At 43.4% G+C, this 16,107-nt stretch carries 17 protein-coding genes; 10 read left to right on the top strand and 7 right to left on the bottom strand.

Annotated features, from left to right (window positions below):
* Positions 1-12 precede the first annotated feature (12 nt).
* Positions 13-771: a helix-turn-helix domain-containing protein gene (locus AACU28_RS17645; RefSeq protein WP_102449845.1), complete on the bottom strand. Its 759-nt coding sequence runs from the start codon at positions 769-771 to the stop codon at positions 13-15.
* 128 nt (positions 772-899) lie between these two features.
* On the opposite strand from AACU28_RS17645, the gene AACU28_RS17640 reads away from it, so the two are divergent.
* The 9 genes from AACU28_RS17640 (at position 900) to AACU28_RS17600 (ending at position 8,210) form a co-directional block, all read left to right on the top strand.
* Entirely contained in the window at positions 900-1,631 is a 732-nt protein-coding gene (locus AACU28_RS17640) for an SDR family NAD(P)-dependent oxidoreductase (RefSeq protein WP_102511333.1), read from the top strand.
* Positions 1,632-2,154: 523 nt separating this feature from the next.
* A complete protein-coding gene (gene ihfA, locus AACU28_RS17635) occupies positions 2,155-2,451 on the top strand; it encodes an integration host factor subunit alpha (protein WP_004734853.1) in 297 nt (98 codons plus the stop codon).
* A 425-nt stretch (positions 2,452-2,876) separates the two neighbouring features.
* Positions 2,877-3,368: a hypothetical protein gene (locus AACU28_RS17630; RefSeq protein ID WP_017086326.1), complete on the top strand. Its 492-nt coding sequence runs from the start codon at positions 2,877-2,879 to the stop codon at positions 3,366-3,368.
* Positions 3,369-3,407: 39 nt separating this feature from the next.
* Positions 3,408-4,073, top strand: coding sequence for an NAD(P)H-binding protein (locus AACU28_RS17625; protein ID WP_017080636.1), 666 nt, complete (start codon positions 3,408-3,410; stop codon positions 4,071-4,073).
* Between the two features lie 169 nt (positions 4,074-4,242).
* On the top strand, positions 4,243-5,109 hold the full coding sequence (locus tag AACU28_RS17620) for a DUF302 domain-containing protein (protein ID WP_121603340.1): 867 nt from the start codon (positions 4,243-4,245) through the stop codon (positions 5,107-5,109).
* Positions 5,110-5,567: 458 nt separating this feature from the next.
* Positions 5,568-5,873: a c-type cytochrome gene (locus AACU28_RS17615; protein ID WP_004734857.1), complete on the top strand. Its 306-nt coding sequence runs from the start codon at positions 5,568-5,570 to the stop codon at positions 5,871-5,873.
* Positions 5,870-7,096 (top strand): molybdopterin-dependent oxidoreductase, encoded by a 1,227-nt coding sequence (locus tag AACU28_RS17610; RefSeq protein ID WP_017080638.1) that lies wholly within the window; start codon positions 5,870-5,872, stop codon positions 7,094-7,096. Before AACU28_RS17615 ends, AACU28_RS17610 begins: the two co-directional genes overlap by 4 nt.
* The gene (locus AACU28_RS17605; RefSeq protein ID WP_108100053.1) at positions 7,096-7,599 is read left to right on the top strand and encodes a cytochrome C; all 504 of its coding nucleotides are present in this window, start codon (positions 7,096-7,098) and stop codon (positions 7,597-7,599) included. The genes AACU28_RS17610 and AACU28_RS17605 overlap by 1 nt, the downstream gene beginning before the upstream one ends.
* Positions 7,596-8,210, top strand: a complete 615-nt coding sequence (locus AACU28_RS17600) for a c-type cytochrome (RefSeq protein WP_121603339.1) — start codon at positions 7,596-7,598, stop codon at positions 8,208-8,210. Before AACU28_RS17605 ends, AACU28_RS17600 begins: the two co-directional genes overlap by 4 nt.
* 153 nt (positions 8,211-8,363) lie before the next feature.
* Here the strand turns inward: AACU28_RS17600 and AACU28_RS17595 are convergent, their stop codons facing one another.
* Positions 8,364-9,140: a RelA/SpoT domain-containing protein gene (locus AACU28_RS17595; protein ID WP_017077978.1), complete on the bottom strand. Its 777-nt coding sequence runs from the start codon at positions 9,138-9,140 to the stop codon at positions 8,364-8,366.
* A 323-nt stretch (positions 9,141-9,463) separates the two neighbouring features.
* Here AACU28_RS17595 and AACU28_RS17590 point away from each other — a divergent pair, with 323 nt between their 5' ends.
* Positions 9,464-10,117 carry a thiopurine S-methyltransferase gene (locus AACU28_RS17590; protein WP_121603338.1) on the top strand — a complete coding sequence of 218 codons (654 nt, stop codon included), beginning with the start codon at positions 9,464-9,466 and terminating at the stop codon, positions 10,115-10,117.
* 201 nt (positions 10,118-10,318) lie between these two features.
* Here AACU28_RS17590 and purT read toward each other — a convergent pair whose 3' ends face one another.
* From purT to sbcB, 5 genes are all read right to left on the bottom strand, one after another.
* Positions 10,319-11,494 carry a formate-dependent phosphoribosylglycinamide formyltransferase gene (purT, locus tag AACU28_RS17585; protein WP_102497781.1) on the bottom strand — a complete coding sequence of 392 codons (1,176 nt, stop codon included), beginning with the start codon at positions 11,492-11,494 and terminating at the stop codon, positions 10,319-10,321.
* A gap of 167 nt (positions 11,495-11,661) precedes the next feature.
* Positions 11,662-12,549 (bottom strand): cytidine deaminase, encoded by an 888-nt coding sequence (cdd, locus tag AACU28_RS17580; RefSeq protein WP_004734864.1) that lies wholly within the window; start codon positions 12,547-12,549, stop codon positions 11,662-11,664.
* 357 nt (positions 12,550-12,906) lie between these two features.
* Positions 12,907-13,584, bottom strand: coding sequence for an LrgB family protein (locus tag AACU28_RS17575; RefSeq protein ID WP_017090893.1), 678 nt, complete (start codon positions 13,582-13,584; stop codon positions 12,907-12,909).
* 2 nt (positions 13,585-13,586) lie between these two features.
* A complete protein-coding gene (locus tag AACU28_RS17570) occupies positions 13,587-13,958 on the bottom strand; it encodes a CidA/LrgA family protein (protein WP_004734867.1) in 372 nt (123 codons plus the stop codon).
* A gap of 25 nt (positions 13,959-13,983) precedes the next feature.
* Complete coding sequence (gene sbcB, locus AACU28_RS17565) at positions 13,984-15,408, bottom strand: exodeoxyribonuclease I (protein ID WP_017091224.1); 1,425 nt, start codon at positions 15,406-15,408, stop codon at positions 13,984-13,986.
* Positions 15,409-16,107: the final 699 nt, after the last annotated feature.

The raw sequence follows: 16,107 nt of genomic DNA, 5'->3' as shown, positions 1-16,107 counted from the left end.
GTTGAGCTGTTCCTAAACCAAGTTTACTGGCTTTTTGAGTGTTGGGTGGAAAATACCCTTGGCGCCCATATCGACAATGGCATAGTCGTTTAACCCTTCGGTCATTCGACTGCGTGATTGACTGAGTTTTACGGTCTTTAACATCAATTTTTCAAGTTTAAGGTTGTAGTCTTTAAATTCTTCTTCGGTCAGCCTAAATTTGGTCGTAATAAAGTACGCTTGTTTGTTGTCAGCACTAATATATTGCACCGCTTGTTTCAGTGCATCGATGACTTGATTCTTGAACGTCGAGCTAAATCGAGCGTGTTCAGAGAAAGCCGTATTTGAAGGCACAATGACATGGAACTTTAAGTCGAATAACATCGCAATCAGTTTTAGCTGTTCAAGCTTTCTTAGGTAGATATGCAGTGAAGGTTTGCTTAAGTCAAAACGAGCCATTAACTGTTGAGCATTTGTCCCTTCATTAACGATCTCTTGAAAAATAGTAAACAACGCAGGCTCTTCACAAAAGGCCGCATCTTGTTCATCAGTAAATAGTGAGGTTGAGGCCAATGATTCTTCTGCCTCAGAGAGAATTGCGGATAGAGGGCGTTGAATTAATTCGCATATCTTTTGTAACTTTAGAATGGAAAGCGATTGGTGGCCATTAAGAAGCCGTTTGATACTCACTTCAGACATTTCAGTGAACTCTGAAACCTCTTTATAAGAGATGCCTGTCTTTTTTAAATGCCGTTTTATAGCGCTACAAATTTCTCGGTTGAGCGTATCCATCACTTTATCCTGTTACCTATTTATACCCTCAAGGTATCACATAGTGTTACTTTCGTTATTTGTTTTGAATAGAAAGGGGCTATTAACGATACTAATTTGGATGGTTAGTACTACTTTGAGAGATTACGATGGATTTGGGATTAGATAATATCAATGTTGTTGTTACAGGGGGCTCGAGCGGAATTGGGGCGAAAATAGTGGAAGGGTTTGCCAACGAAGGAGCGAACATTTGGTTTTGTGGTCGTTCTCAACATCGAATCGACAGGTTGTATGAGCTGCTCGGAAACACGGCGGAGCGAGTTGTTGGCAAGGTCGTTGACGCCCATGATCCGGCTCAAATGAAAGCTTGGATTGCGTCTATTCCTCGCATAGATGTTTTTGTTCCTAACGTGAGTGCACTTTCTGATGAGTGGGAAGATGTACTGCAAAAGGACATTAGTGCAACGCAGCATGCCATTACGTTGGTTTTACCCAAATTGCTTGAATCGGATTACGCGGCAATAACCTATATTGGATCGAAAGCGAGCGGATATACCGCTTGTCACGCTAATGCTTATGGGGCTGGGAAGGCCGCACTAGCCCATTACATGAAATCTCTGGCTTTGACCTACGTCCGTAAGGTAAGGGTTAATACCGTTTCACCTGGAGATACTTATATTGCTGACGGCCTTTGGGGTAGGTGTAAGCGTGAAGAGCCTGAGACCTTCCAGAAAGTCCTCGAAAGAAACCCAATGGGTCGATTAGCAAACCCTGATGAAGTTGCCAACGTGGTGACCTTTATTTCTAGTCCTGCTGCGAGTTTTGTTTCTGGTGCAAACTGGTACGTAGATGGAGCATCGACCAGCCATGTTCAATACTAGCTGTATCGGCTAGGTTGTTTATGCAGAGGTGAGCTTTATTATGTTAACTTCTAAACAAGTAACTCCCTGGGAAGCGTAACTCAGTAAGGTTTTATCCAGGCTAATTCGAATTAAATGCTGAAATGATACAAATCTCATATTTAATAACGCTTATTTAATAACCTCTGTTGAGTTCGATATCAAATCAAGTGGCTGATTTTATTGGGTATCGGAGAAAGGTCTCAAAAATTATCATTTAGGTCTCTAAAGTATTAAATTCTATTTTTAGTAAATTAATAGGCGTGTTGTTCTATTTGATGGTGGTTAGGTAGATGTTTTTTAGCCATATATGTGACTTTACAAGCGACTTATCTTTCTGATTTGAAAGAATAATTAAATAGTTGAGATAAAAAAGTTGGCGAAAATCAGAAGCTTGGCATACACTTTCCTTGTAAACGACCTTATCTCATTGATTGAATAGGGTAAATGCTTTGGCGCTACTGGCGATGGTAGCAATGTATAACATAGCTTTGAGGAAAGTTTTATGGCACTCACTAAAGCCGATTTGGCTGAGAACCTGTTTGAAACACTCGGATACAGCAAGCGGGATGCCAAGGAAACGGTTGAAGTGTTTTTCGAAGAAGTTCGTAAGGCACTTGAAAATGGCGAACAGGTAAAACTGTCTGGTTTTGGTAACTTTGATCTTCGTGAGAAAAACGAGCGACCTGGTCGTAACCCGAAAACTGGTGAAGACATTCCAATTTCTGCTCGACGTGTTGTTACTTTTAGACCGGGACAAAAATTAAAGGCCCGAGTCGAGAATATTAAAATCGAGAAGTAGCCAAGCAATAGACCACGCCTAGCGTGGTCTTTTTGTATCTATCCCAAAGAAAACAACCATTCAATCTCTAACGGCTTCCAAATTCCAAACCCAATCCTAGATTCACTATTCACCATCATTATGCCGATCTCTTAAGATTCGTTGATTTCACGGTTGGTTCTCTCAATCCCACTGCTTACGACTGATGTATTTCTGCTTCTGTCATAACTTAATCTGCACCATATACTTTTAAAGTTCACCCAATTGTCTAGTTTGCTTCTTATGCTTGTACTAGGAGCTCAATGTAAACAGATTCAAAAAAACACTAGACCGATCGGTTTGTTTTGTTTATTGTGTCAGCAGTACAGAGTGAAAGGGTGACTGAAAATCAGCGCATTTCTGCACAGAGCCTTTCAAACAGGTAGTTCAAAGAGAGAATCGCATCTATGACACTAGCATTGGAAAGTTATCTATTCATTGGGTTTTCAATGGCGCTATTGAGTCTTTGGAAAACGTATTCAGGGCCTGCTCTGGCAGCGCTCATGTCATATTCATACCCTGAAATGCTATTATTTAATCTACTTCCCGCATTGCTGGCAGCTTATGTTGGGTGGAAGGTCGCGCCAGTTTATTCGAGCATTTTTAATCGGCAAAAAACCGTTTCTTTTAAGCCTAAGCTGAGACGCTTTATGAAGCGATGGAATAAATACGGTCAACTCACGATGGCTGTTTTAGCCCCTGTTCTGGTGGGAATTCCAAGCTACACCTTTGTTTCGAAGCGGCTTAATCAAGATTGGAGAAAGACGTTCGCTATGCTGACGTTGTCGATCCTAGGTTGGAGTGGTTTGGCTTATGGCTGTTTCTTGTTACTCGATGTTGAGCAGTACATTTCCATCGAAAGCATCATACCTAACGCAATGCTTGAAGAAATTAAATAGTACACAGTAAGTGTTAATCGACTAAATGGTGAGACCAATATGAACAAATCAATAATTATTGCTGGTGCGAGTGGCCTAGTCGGTAAAGAAACGCTTGCTGCACTGCTTAAAAGTGATGAGGTAAATCGCGTTTATGCATTGTCTCGACATCGATTGGCTGTTGAAGGTTCTAAGTTGACTCAAGTGATTGACGAAGCGCTATCAGTCTCTCCAGACATCACAATGGATCAACCGCCTGAGATTGGCATCATTGCTTTGGGTAGCACGATTAAGAAAGCTGGCACGAAAGAAAAACTGCGCGAAATTGATGTCAATTTAGTCACAGCGACCGCTGAGAAAATGCAGCAGCTTGGCGTAGGTCACATCATTGTTGTGTCATGCCTTGGAGCGGATATTAACGCTCGTTCCCATTACCTTCGTTGCAAAGGTGAAATGGAAGCAAAGGTCGAATCTCTGGGTTTCGAACAAACGACTTTTTTACATCCCGGGCCTTTAGCGGGCGACCGTGATGAGAAAAGAACGGATGAAAAATTTCTGCAAGGTTTATTGAAAATTGTTAAGCCGCTAATGATCGGCAATCTAAGTAAGTATGTCCCGATTGAGTCGTCAGTTATTGCTCAAAGCATTTTGAAGATATCGATGATGCCTCATTCTAATCAGGTTGAAAGATTGAACTCGGTTGCGATGAATCAGCTCATTTCTTAGCGTGAATCTGCGTTCACTCTACTGATACTGATACTGATACTGATACTGATACTGATACTGATACTGATACTGATACTGATACTGATACTGTATAGGTATAGGTATAGGTATAGGTATAGGTATAGGTATAGCTTTGTTGGGCATGTGATTAAAAATTAAGAGGTTATCAATGAAAAATCGTTCTTTAATGATGTTGCTGGCGTTACCTTTGATGGGATGTGAGTCAACAGTCGATCCCATTGCTTATGTCTCTGAGCTACAAGCCGTCGATCAGAATGCTTTGACCGTCGAAGCTAATGCGCAAGGGCAAAGTTTGGATCATGTGCTGACTATCGACCATTCTCGTTTAGCGGAACAAGCAGGAGAGTATTTGGCTCCAAGTCGTGTGGATTTCTACACCAATGACGCTCTTAATACCGCATTATTAAAACTCAACCCGGAAGTAGGACTCGATCTGCCTTTTCGAGTTTTAAACTACATGGAAGGCGGGATTCAAAAAACGGTCTACACAGATGCAGAGTTTATTCGAAAAAGACATGGGATCACAGATGACGCCACGCTTACACAATACCAATTGCAGATTGAACAGCTTGTTCGTGGGCTAGACAACGCTTCTGCGGTTAATAGTGACACCTTAGAGCAAGGGTATGGCATTGAAGCGCTTGAATCTGATTATGACTTTGAGACGACGTTAAAGAATATTAAGCGAGATGTTCTTGAACAAGATGACACGGTTTGGTTTATGAATTGGGACTACAAGGCTCGGGCCGAATCGATTGGACAATCGCTTCCTAAAGCAACTTTGTTAGTGTTTGGAGGGCCAGCGCCTGGCGCGACCGCAATGACTGATTTTCCTAGTATTGGTTTAGATGCTTTTGGTCAAAAGGTTCTTGTTATCGAGCAAGAGGGCAAGGTGATTGTGCTCTATAACGACATTGTCGATATGTCGGAACTGCATTACGGCGATAACGCAATATCTCACAAGATCATTAACTTTCGATTAAGCAAAACCCTTGGCGGAGCAGTATCGAAGTAGGGGCTGTTTTTACTAGAAGCGCTATGTGTTTGCTAAGCGGTTCCAGTAAGTCTGTATATATAACTATATCTATACTTTACCAATTACCAATTACCAATTACCAATTACCAATTACCATCGCATGAGCTCTGTTTACGCCCGTCAAGCAGAGCTCTTTTGTTCTAGTGACTCTCCACAGTCGATCAATACCTACCACTTCAGCTCAGTCATACAACTTTGTTCCCAGCACCTTATCTTGTCTCCATACATCGACGCCGTCTTTATTTATTACCCGTACATTTAAAATGGACAGCTAGGCAGTATGTATTCAACGCACCTTATTTGTTTTTGAAATCCGTTCAGTGAAATTGAACAGAGGTTAAATCTAATTGAATTTAAATCACCCGAGTGATTTGCTGTAATGCGCTCAATAAGCAGCCAGTTAATCTATTTTGTTGATCTAAATCTAAGGAGAAGCTTTGCGTAAGTCCGCTTTAGCTTTGATGTTACTCTTTTTATCGACTGTCGCTTCGGCAGCTGAGTACCAGCAACTCGCCAATATGTGCATTGCTTGTCATGGCAGTAACAACGACACCTCGTTTCCCTCTATCCCTAACCTTAAGTGGCAAAACCAAGTCTACCTTACTGAGCAACTGACTGACTTTAAAAGTGGTAAGCGTGAGGACAAAACGATGTCCAAAGTCGCACAGCTATTGTCAGAAGAAGACATCAAGAAGCTAGCCAATTACTTTTACCAACTAAATAACACAGGGTCACCGCAATGAGTTTAGATAGAAGACAGTTCCTTAAAGCCGCGCTTTCAGCAACCGCAGTATCTGCATTGCCGGTGTCGTGGGTATTTGCCGCGAATCGACCTGAAGGTTTAGCTGCACTGGACATCAATGCATTAACGTGGGCAAAAGCAGAAGATCTACCGGATTACTACACCGTTTTAAATACCAACCCTTTGAATGCGTATCCTCCAGAAAGTATGCTTGCGCCTGCTGTGACTCCTGCAGATGTTCCCTTTGTTCGTTGGAATGGCTTGATGCCAGATTTTACGGAGATGGACCCAGATACTTGGACCTTCGAAGTGAAAGGTGAATCGGTAAAGCAAAGCAAAACCTATACGATCGCAGAGTTGAAATCGAAGTTTAAGCATCACACACAAAGTCTTGTGTTGGAGTGTGGTGGTAACAGCCGTAATAACTTCTATCCAAGCACCAAAGGCAATCAATGGAGCAATGCTGGCGTCTATTGCTCACAGTGGACAGGTGTGTTGTTGAGTGATGTGCTTAAAGACTGTGGCATTAAAGATGATGCGGTTTACGTTGGTAACCATGGCTTTGATAAACACTTGAGTGGTAAAGGTGAGGCGATTTCACGTGGCGTTCCCATTGCAGCTGCGATGAACGATAATGCGTTAATCGCATGGGAAATGAATGACGAGCCGATCCCTTATCTTCATGGTTATCCGCTACGAACGGTATTTGGCGGCCGACCGGCTTCTGTTTCTCAGAAATGCACGACCGGCATCAGTATTCGAAATAAGATCCATGATGGACACAAGATGGCGGCTCCTGCTTATCAAGTGCCTAAGAACCCAATCGCTCCGGGTGAGAAAGTGGATAACAAAGATTTCCGAATCATTGAAGAGATGATCGTTAAATCGTTAATTACTTCGCCAAAGAGTGGCACTGAGTTTACGTTAGGTAAGAAGGTCAAAGTCAGTGGTCATGCTTGGGCTGGCTTGAGAACCGTTGAGAAGCTGCAAGTGAGTTACGATTACGGTACTACTTGGCATGATGCGAAGCTGAACAAGCCAGTAAATAAGGGCGCGTGGCAACAGTGGGAAGCTGATTTAGACCTTCCTACGATTGGTTATTACGAGATCTGGGCAAAGGCAACCGACAGTGAAGGCGATAGCCAGCCAGTCGTACAACCGCAATGGAACCCTAAAGGTTATCTGTTCAATGGTTGTCACCGTATTGCTGTAAGAGTGTCGTGATGCCGTCTATTTCCAATAAGCCTAATTATGGCCGTTCGAAACAAGTCAATTTGATTGATGGCCTCTCATTTCATGCAGACTCAACTCCTGTCAGCAAGCTCGGTTACCGTAAAGGCATAATGAGAGCGGCATTGGTGTGCAGCTTGTTGACGTCGATGCTTGTTCATGCTGATGACGTTCCGGAGAATCCGAAAGAGTATTACGGCGTAGACAAAACGTCGGGTCTAATTATGGCACCCGGTTGGGAGACCGTGAAAGGGCAATGTAACGCCTGCCATACTAGCTTAATCGTTGCTCAGAATAGCGGTAACCGAGAGCAATGGCGTGAAACCATTCAGTGGATGGTCGACACTCAAGGGCTGTGGGATCTGTCTGATACTTGGGATCCAGTATTGGATTACCTCAGTACCTACTATCAAGACAAAGGCATCGATATGAACAAGTATCGTCGTAAGCCTATTGATAGCGCCTTGATGCCACCTATGCCGGGAGAGAGCCAATGATTATCAATCGATTAAAGCGAACCTCTCTTGTAAATGGAATTGTTGCGAATGGAGCTGTTGTTAATAGAGCTGTTTTTAATAGAGCTGTTTTTAATAGAGCTGTTGCCAATAGAGTTGTTGCTAATAGAGCTATTGCGATAGCCGCTGCAGCAGTAGTTTTGTCGTTATCGGCGTGTACTGATGAACAGCCGAGCACTGAAGATAAAGTTGCCTCGCGAGTCGAATCATTAGGGATAGAGTCGGAACCAGCACCGAAGCTTAAAGCGGAAGCTAAAACTGAGGTTGAAACGCTTGTCGATAGCAAGGTAACCACCAAAGATTACATACCTAGTTTAGTTTCAGGTGAAAAGTTGGTTCAGAACTTATGTAGTCAGTGCCATGGCGACAAAATTATTCCCTTCGTACAATCTTATCCCAACATCAAAGGTCAGAAAGCTGGGTATATTCTTAAGCAGCTGCGCAATTTTAAAAGCGATGAGCGCCAAGATTTGTACATGCAGTCGGTGATGAAACACCTTTCGGATGAAGACTTACAAGATGCGGCTGCGTTTTATAGCACGTTGAAGCCATTGGATTTATACAATCGCACTAAAGAGTATTATCACCAATAGGTGAGGCTTTCTGAGACGTTGGTTAAGTTGGTTTTTACGAGGCTCGATAGGTAAAATAGTTGATAACGATAGGTAAAACAGTAAATAAAACAAAGGGCTGCGATTATGCAGCCCTTTGTCGTTCTTGTTTGTGATAAGCGTTTATGCCAGTGGTTAAGCCGCTTTGATGTGCGTGGTAATGTAAGGTTGCCATGCTTGTTGGTAAAGCTCTAAAGATTGGCGTCTTAGGCTATTAATTTGTGCCGCTTCAATGTCATTGATAGGGCGTTGTTCTGCAATTGCGTGACGCTCAATACCTTGGATAATTTCGTACAGCTCGTGCTCAGGACCACTTTTCACATCAGCAATTGCTTTTAAGTGAAGTTGAACCTCTGCAATGATGTTGGTTTTAGGTAAACGAACCAACAAGTTAAGGTCACGGTAACCAGAGTCAGCCGGTGATTTAAACTTGTTTTTCAGTTTAACAACGTCTGCTTCGCGGCTTAGCGCTTCGTAAACTTCAACCAAGCTCTCTACATCGTTCGCGATGATAGTTGCGCGGGCTAAGTCGGTAATTTTTGTCACATCACCATCAAGCTCAAGGGCGATTTTTTCTTCTGCACGAGCTTGAGATTTAACGCCAGCAAATAGCGCTTCAGAATTGGTGAGTAGGGCAGTACTTTTACAGATAGTTTCTAGTTCAGCTTGGCCTTGATGCGCTTTGCTGTACAGAATATCGAAGTCGGTGTAAGGCTGAGTCGGGCGTGAGTCGAAGGCTTTGATGCCGTAAAGGCCGCTCAAACTATGACGGAATACGTTTGATGAAACTTGGTTTTGCGCAGGAGTGCGCGTTTGATCAGTCGAACTTGTTGAAACAGGTGCTGCTGCGAATGCAGGCGCTCGGCTCAATACCAATAGCATTAGGGCCGTCGTACGGAGAAATACACTCATTCAAACTCCAAAATACAAGGTTACAAAAACGGGTAGTCAAAAGGGGTAACCAGTAACGCATAAGAGTAAAAACAGCTTAACTAAACTCACTACATATTAAATGGGGCTAGCTAAGACAGAAACCAACTCTAACGTTTAATATTGCTTTAAAATGTGAAGATATAGACAAATAATCCAACCGTTAGTTCCGCAATTATTAGAACTTTGAACTTAGCCAGTTTCTGATTTCATCGAAACCAATGTGGTAGTTTAAACCAAGCTAAGGTTGCTCTTACTTCTCTATACTGTACCCTTGCATTATGACTGTTTAACATGAACGAAAGATGAATAATCCTGAATTTTGGCACAATAAATGGGCAGCCAACCAAATTGGTTTCCACCTTGAAGATGTAAACCCACTTCTGATTAAATTTTGGGAAAAGACTGAGCCTAGCTACGAGAAGAGTGTGTTTGTTCCACTTTGTGGCAAAAGTGAAGATCTGATTTGGCTAGCTTCAAAGCATGAAGATGTTCAAGGTGTCGAGTTAAGTCAGATTGCGGTTCGCGCATTTTTTGCAGAGCACCTTTACACCCCGACTGTGACTCAAATCAGTGGTCAGCACGAGCTGTATCAATTCGATGAACTGAACATCTACACGGGCGATTACTTCTCAGCGCCAATCCAGCCTGTCGATACCATTTATGATCGCGCGTCTTTAGTCGCATTGCCTGAAGAGATGCGAGTGCAGTATGTAGAGCGTTTGAAACAACTGCTGAAACCGGTTGGTAAGATCCTTCTGGTGACTCTAGATTACGACCAAAACGAGATGGCAGGGCCTCCGTTTAGCGTACCTAAACTAGAGATTGATCAGTTGTTCGCGGGATACAAAATCACATTGTTGAATCAAGATATTGCAGACGATGAACATCCGAAGATTGCCAAAAAAGGCTTGTCTCGATTTAGTGAAGAAGTGTACTTGATTGAGTCAGACGCTTAAGCGCAGTGAGCTCTCTAGCGAAAAGACCGCTTCAATAAAAAAGATAACACCAACAAAAAGACGGGCTCGATAGCCCGTCTTTTTGTTGTTCAGATTTGAAGTCGTGATTGTTCAGATGCGAGAACGTAATGGTTCAGATCTGAGTTAGTCGTTACCAATTAGTAGTCTAGTTGTCATTAGCTAGAAAATGGTAATTAACAGCTAGTAAATTACTTTTACTTTAGAAGCACTCTCAATTGCATCTTCAATCGCAGTCTCAGTGCTGTTGCGACGAGTAAGCGCCACACCTAGACGACGGCGACCATCGATATCAGGTTTACCAAACAAGCGAACTTGCGTCTGTGGTGCGTCTAGCGCCTCTGTAAGACCTTCAAAACGAATGTTGGTTGAAGAGCCTTGGCCCAGAATAACCGCTGATGCACACGGACCGTATTGCGTGATGGATTTGATCGGCATACCAGTAAAGGCGCGTACGTGCAGTGCGAATTCCGATGAGTCTTGAGACATAAGAGTCACTAAGCCAGTATCGTGTGGGCGAGGGGATACTTCGTTGAAGATAACGTGATCGCCTTTAACAAACAGCTCTACGCCGAAGATACCGTGACCACCTAGTGCATTAACCACTTGTTCAGCGGTGTATTGCGCTGTTTTAAGTGCGTTGTCTGACATGACTTGTGGCTGCCATGATTCACGGTAATCACCATCTTCTTGGCGGTGACCGATAGGCGAACAGAAGTGAACACCGTCGACTGCGCGAACGGTAAGTAGCGTAATTTCGTAATCAAAGTCGATGAAGCCTTCAACGATTACGCGACCCGCGCCAGTACGACCGCCTTCTTGTGCGTAGTCCCAAGACTTTTGAATGTCTTCCTCTGTTTTGATAACGCTTTGGCCTTTACCTGAAGAGCTCATTACTGGCTTAACAACGCAAGGCATGCCCACGAATTCAACAGCGGCAGCGAAGTCTTCAAAGGTGTCTGCAAAGCGGTAAGGAGAAGTGCTCAGCTTTAGCTCTTCTGCAGCTAGGCGACGGATACCTTCGCGGTTCATCGTTAGCTTAGTCGCATTTGCAGTGGGAACGACATTTAAGCCTTGCGCTTCTAGCTCTACCAACTTGCTGGTGGCAATAGCTTCAATTTCAGGAACCACATAATCTGGTTTTTCAAGTTCAATGACTGCTTGCAGTGCATCGCCGTCTAACATGTCTAATACATGACTACGATGTGCAACTTGCATTGCGGGTGCGTCTGCGTAACGGTCACATGCAATAACTTCCAAGCCTAAACGTTGGCACTCGATAGCAACTTCTTTGCCGAGTTCACCTGAACCTAATAGAAGTACACGAGTAGCATTTTCACGAGTAGCAGTACCAAACATAGAAATTCCTTCCGATCTTTTGAGCGATTGATTGAAAACGGGGTGATCATACTTATTTCAATGATAAAAGCAAACGTTTGCGCAAGTTGTTGCGTTAATTACAGGTATAAAAAAAGCAGCCCCGTTAAATAGGGCTGCTTATTTAAAATTTTGTTAATTAGATGTACTTAGATTGCTAAGTAAGTCACTGGAATGTCGGGATTAATCGCTTCTAATGTAGATTGCGTATCCGCTAGGTGACTGATGCTACCTTCGGCAATTTCAACCAACGCTGCACTTTCAATCTGTTCAAAATCGAAGCCAGCCAGTTTAAGTTGAATCAACGCCACTTGTAGAGGAGGTAAGCTCGGGTTGAACGCTGCGTTTTCAGCGTAAGCACCGGTGAAAATCTCACCCGACGTCAATTGCAGTGAAACACCACTTAGGTTTTTGGTGTAAGGAGCATGGCTGCGGTTTAGTGCTGCTAGCGCTTCTACAACAATAGGCGTTGTTTCTTCAGTCGTGTGCTTATGATCAAGCTTAGTCATTAGGCCAGTCGTCACACCTAAGTCAGCAGGGCCGAATGAGTCTGGTAGGTACTCTTGCAGAGACATTTCATCACGTTGTGGAAGCTGAACTTTAAGTTCTTTTGCTGTGGTCAGTTCGTTCATGAATTGACGACAGTGACCACAAGGGCTGAAATTGATTGTGATATCAGAGATACCTTGCTCGCCTTTCATCCAAGCGTGGCTGATTGCAGATTGCTCAGCGTGTACTGTTTGGCCAAGTTGAGCACCAGCAATTTCAAGGTTTGCACCAAAATACAGAGTGCCAGATAAACCACGCACGATTGCACCAACATAAAAGTCAGATAACGGAGCGTAAGAATAAGCTGCGGCAAAAGGAAGTAGCGCAATACGTAGCTCGTCATCCGCTAAACCACTTGCTTGCAGTAGGCTAGCAAATTGTTCTGGAGACAATGTCGCGTCAAAGTTGTCTGCTAATACGATGTCACTCAAAAGTGCTTTGATTGCTGTTGGAGCACTTTCCAGCGCCAGGGTAATACGACTGTTCATGTTGAATCCTTAATTGACCTTAGGCTTTAATTCTATGCAATGCTCAGGAATTTTCTGTGACTTTGATCACTACTGTGTTGTTGTTGTTACATTGGTTTGCATAATTAGAGTGAGGTCACAGATGAAATCGATTGCAAGAGTAAAAACTACCATTGATATCCCACTTATTGGCCTAAACAGGGCGCGATTTGACTGCTATTGCCGAGTAATTGCGAGAAAAAAGCCCAAGCTATCACTGAAATAATCAGGTTATGCTTGGGCTTATTGATATCTGTAACGCCTAAAAGCCGCGAACCAGTGAGTTTAGCTATTTACCAACTCATCTATTAGAGCGCGTATAAACTGTAATCAAAGTGGTTAAGAATAGAACCAAACCACGAGCGAAAATATACTCGGTGCAATGATTGAGGTGATAACCCCACAAAGAACCAATGCCAACGAACTGAATGCAGCATCTTCCTGATTCTTTTCAGCACAGGTTGCCGTGCCTAAAGCGTGAGACACAGTACCCATGGTTAAACCACGTGCGATAGGGCTCTTAATACCAATGAGATTGTAGATTGGGTAAGCAAAAATTGCCCCAAACAGACCAACAATCAATACCAGAATTGCCGCAATCGCTGCTTCACCACCTAAATGGCTCGATACTTCCATCGCAATTGGTGTGGTGACTGATTTACCTAATAAACTCGCAATCAAAGTTAAGTCAGCTTTAAAAGCCACTGCGATTAATGCTGTCGTTGTCATCGACATCACACTGCCTAGCGTGCAAGCAAAGGTGATGATGCGCCAGTTTGCTCTGATTTGAGGTAGCTGTTCGTAAAGCGGATAAGCAAGGGCAACAACCGCAGGCTGCAGCATGTAGGTAATCCAGGTGTTGTCGGCATAGTAAGTCTCAAACGGTACTCTAAAGAACGTGAGAATCGGAATGATGATACCAATGCTGATAAGCAGGGGATTACAAAGCGGTGAGTTTACTTTTTGACTTACCCAGCGAGCAAACAGGAATACCACGATGGTGAGTAGAATCCACATGATCAGTTACCTCTCGAAAGCAAGCGGTCTAAAAACCATGATAAGGACACCAACACCAGTAACGTGCCGCCAACGGCGCTCGCCATAATTGGCAATGCGTTCGCGATGAGCATGTCGAAGTGATCCATCAACCCAACACTGATCGGAACAAACAGTAAGATCATTAGCCGGATAATCAAGCTTGCACCGGGTTGTACCCAGTGCGAAGGAACAATACCAATCACCATGGCGGCAAACAGAATCAACATGCCAAAAATACTGCCTGGGATTGAGGTATCCAAAAAGTGCTGTAACGCGTTACCTGCTGTAAGTGCACCTATGATTAAGGTGAAGGAGATTAAGCAGTAAACCAGTTGGATCAATCTTTCTTTCAAAGTGTTACGTCTCTTGATAATGGAATTAGCTAGCTAACTTTTCTACGTATTGATAAACCGCCTTCAAGATAGCCATTTTCTTCTCGTCGCTTTCATGTTCATGCGCGAGGTTTTCAAGGTTGAGCATGTACTCTTCTAAACGGCTTTCATAAAACTCACGACAATGGTTCGCCCATTTCAACTGCTCAGCTTCGTCGAGCGTCCATGGGAAATGACGAGCACGGTAACGGAACAGTAACGGTTTAATACGTTCATCACCGAAGGTGATATCTAAAGCTGCCAAGTTATTTGGGTCAGTTTCGCGAATGATGTTCATCGCTGTTTTATCAGCAGGTGAGAAGAAACCGTCATAAAGGTGTGTATCAACATCATCACTCTTTTCGTACTCTCGCTCTTGTGAGTACAGGCCGATCAGTTTTTCGCGGATCTCTGGGTGTTCGCGCAGCAGTGCCAAGTTCTTCAAGCATTGCTGGCGATCAATACCGATGGTTTCGGCATTTTCAGCCGTCAGCGTTTTAGCTGGAGCAAGAATAGGGCACTTGTTCAGTTGAACCAATTTGATTGGTACGGGTAGCTCGTCTTCACCCAGTTCACTGCGTTTGGTGTAGAGTCTGTCTCTGAGTTCATCAGCGTCCAGTTCTAACAGTGGGCTTGGATCTTTGGCTAAATCAACCACGATAACGGCATTTTGATTGGTTGGGTGCCAAGCCATAGGCACAATCCAACTTGTGTAGTTGCAGTCACGGCCAAACATGCCCGAAACGTGCATCAATGGTGTCATGTTTACAATATCAACCAGGTCATTCAGCTTACGCTTATGACGCATGTTGTAGAGGTAATCGAACATCTTAGGTTGTGCAGCCTTTAACTTCTTAGCCAGTTCGATGGTCGCAATAACATCGGCCATCGCATCGTGCGCGTTCTCATGTTCAATGCCGTTTGCCACAGATAGGTGTTCCAGTTTGAAGCTTGGATAACCTTCTTCGTTCTCTGGCCAAACAATGCCTTCAGGGCGCAGTGCGTGAACAGCGCGCATTACATCTAACAGATCCCAACGCGAGTTGCCGTTCTGCCAACTCCACGCATATGGGTCGATGAAGTTTCGGTAACAGGTGTAACGCGTTACTTCATCATCGAATCGAATACTGTTGTAGCCAAGGCTTGTGGTGTTTGGTTTCGCCAACTCAGCATGGATCTTAGCGATAAACTCTGGTTCAGGAAGACCTTGTGAAGCCGCTTTTTGTGGTGTGATACGGGTGATCAGTGCAGCTTCAGGCGCAGGGAGGTAATCAGCGGGAGGTTGGCAATAGATAACCAGAGGCTCTCCAATAACATTGAAATCTTGGTCGGTACGAACACCCGCAAATTGACTCGGACGGTCTTTTGCTGGGCTAACGCCCCACGTTTCGTAATCGAAAAAGAAGTAGGTCGGCTGATTATCTGAACTCATTGAATTTCCTGAACAGCAAGCGCGGAACGTTTACTGTGGCTGAAGGTTAGTTTTGTTCAGTATCTGATAGTATGCGGTACGCGTGCAACCCAGATCACAAATAAATTGCTGGAAAACGGTGCTTTACTATTCAATCGAGTCGGTGGGGAAGGTTTTGAATCCAATTGTGGCTTTTCTATGGTCACAATTCTGCCTGTGTACCTCTTTTTTACCTATCTTTTCACCTTAGCTGTTGTAAGGCGATGAGTCGGATTTCAGGTTTACCGCGAATGAGTTTGTTTGTCTTTTACTCTAAAGCCGTGTGATTAGAAACACCTCGTTGTTTTTTGACTGGTGGTTAATCTGCTGTACTTGTGTCTAAACCGCAGCACAGATGTTTAAACTGCTTCACTTGCCTGTCTAGGCTCTGTCCAATCAAGGTGTTTTTCGTAATACAATCCCCTTAGATTTAATTGTTTTTTTGGTGTTTTTGATTGTCGGGGTTAATTTAACTGGAGCGTTATGTCTGTCTCATTTATAATACTTTCTATAATCTGTGTTTGAATTTGATAAAAATGAAACTCTAATATTTCATTTTTATTACAATTTATTTTAATTGTCATCGTGTTTCACTTCTAAGACTGCATTGCAACACGGTGATCTATATAGTAATTAACCTGAATATAATAAGGGTTTACTCTTGTCCTTTATTTTAGGGTT

This window comes from Vibrio sp. SBT000027, from assembly GCF_963894355.1.
Taxonomy (GTDB): domain Bacteria; phylum Pseudomonadota; class Gammaproteobacteria; order Enterobacterales; family Vibrionaceae; genus Vibrio; species Vibrio splendidus.
This window is presented reverse-complemented; position numbering and strand designations above follow the sequence as displayed.

Coding starts and splice junctions, on each gene's coding strand:
- AACU28_RS17625 (WP_017080636.1), top strand. CDS start 3,408: ATGAACAAATCAATAATTATTGCTGGTGCGAGTGGCCTAGTCGGTAAA.
- purT (WP_102497781.1), bottom strand. CDS start 11,494: ATGTTTGGTACTGCTACTCGTGAAAATGCTACTCGTGTACTTCTATTA.
- AACU28_RS17645 (WP_102449845.1), bottom strand. CDS start 771: ATGGATACGCTCAACCGAGAAATTTGTAGCGCTATAAAACGGCATTTA.
- AACU28_RS17590 (WP_121603338.1), top strand. CDS start 9,464: ATGAATAATCCTGAATTTTGGCACAATAAATGGGCAGCCAACCAAATT.
- sbcB (WP_017091224.1), bottom strand. CDS start 15,408: ATGAGTTCAGATAATCAGCCGACCTACTTCTTTTTCGATTACGAAACG.
- AACU28_RS17630 (WP_017086326.1), top strand. CDS start 2,877: ATGACACTAGCATTGGAAAGTTATCTATTCATTGGGTTTTCAATGGCG.
- AACU28_RS17620 (WP_121603340.1), top strand. CDS start 4,243: ATGAAAAATCGTTCTTTAATGATGTTGCTGGCGTTACCTTTGATGGGA.
- AACU28_RS17640 (WP_102511333.1), top strand. CDS start 900: ATGGATTTGGGATTAGATAATATCAATGTTGTTGTTACAGGGGGCTCG.
- AACU28_RS17595 (WP_017077978.1), bottom strand. CDS start 9,140: ATGAGTGTATTTCTCCGTACGACGGCCCTAATGCTATTGGTATTGAGC.
- AACU28_RS17610 (WP_017080638.1), top strand. CDS start 5,870: ATGAGTTTAGATAGAAGACAGTTCCTTAAAGCCGCGCTTTCAGCAACC.
- AACU28_RS17575 (WP_017090893.1), bottom strand. CDS start 13,584: ATGTGGATTCTACTCACCATCGTGGTATTCCTGTTTGCTCGCTGGGTA.
- cdd (WP_004734864.1), bottom strand. CDS start 12,549: ATGAACAGTCGTATTACCCTGGCGCTGGAAAGTGCTCCAACAGCAATC.
- AACU28_RS17600 (WP_121603339.1), top strand. CDS start 7,596: ATGATTATCAATCGATTAAAGCGAACCTCTCTTGTAAATGGAATTGTT.
- ihfA (WP_004734853.1), top strand. CDS start 2,155: ATGGCACTCACTAAAGCCGATTTGGCTGAGAACCTGTTTGAAACACTC.
- AACU28_RS17605 (WP_108100053.1), top strand. CDS start 7,096: ATGCCGTCTATTTCCAATAAGCCTAATTATGGCCGTTCGAAACAAGTC.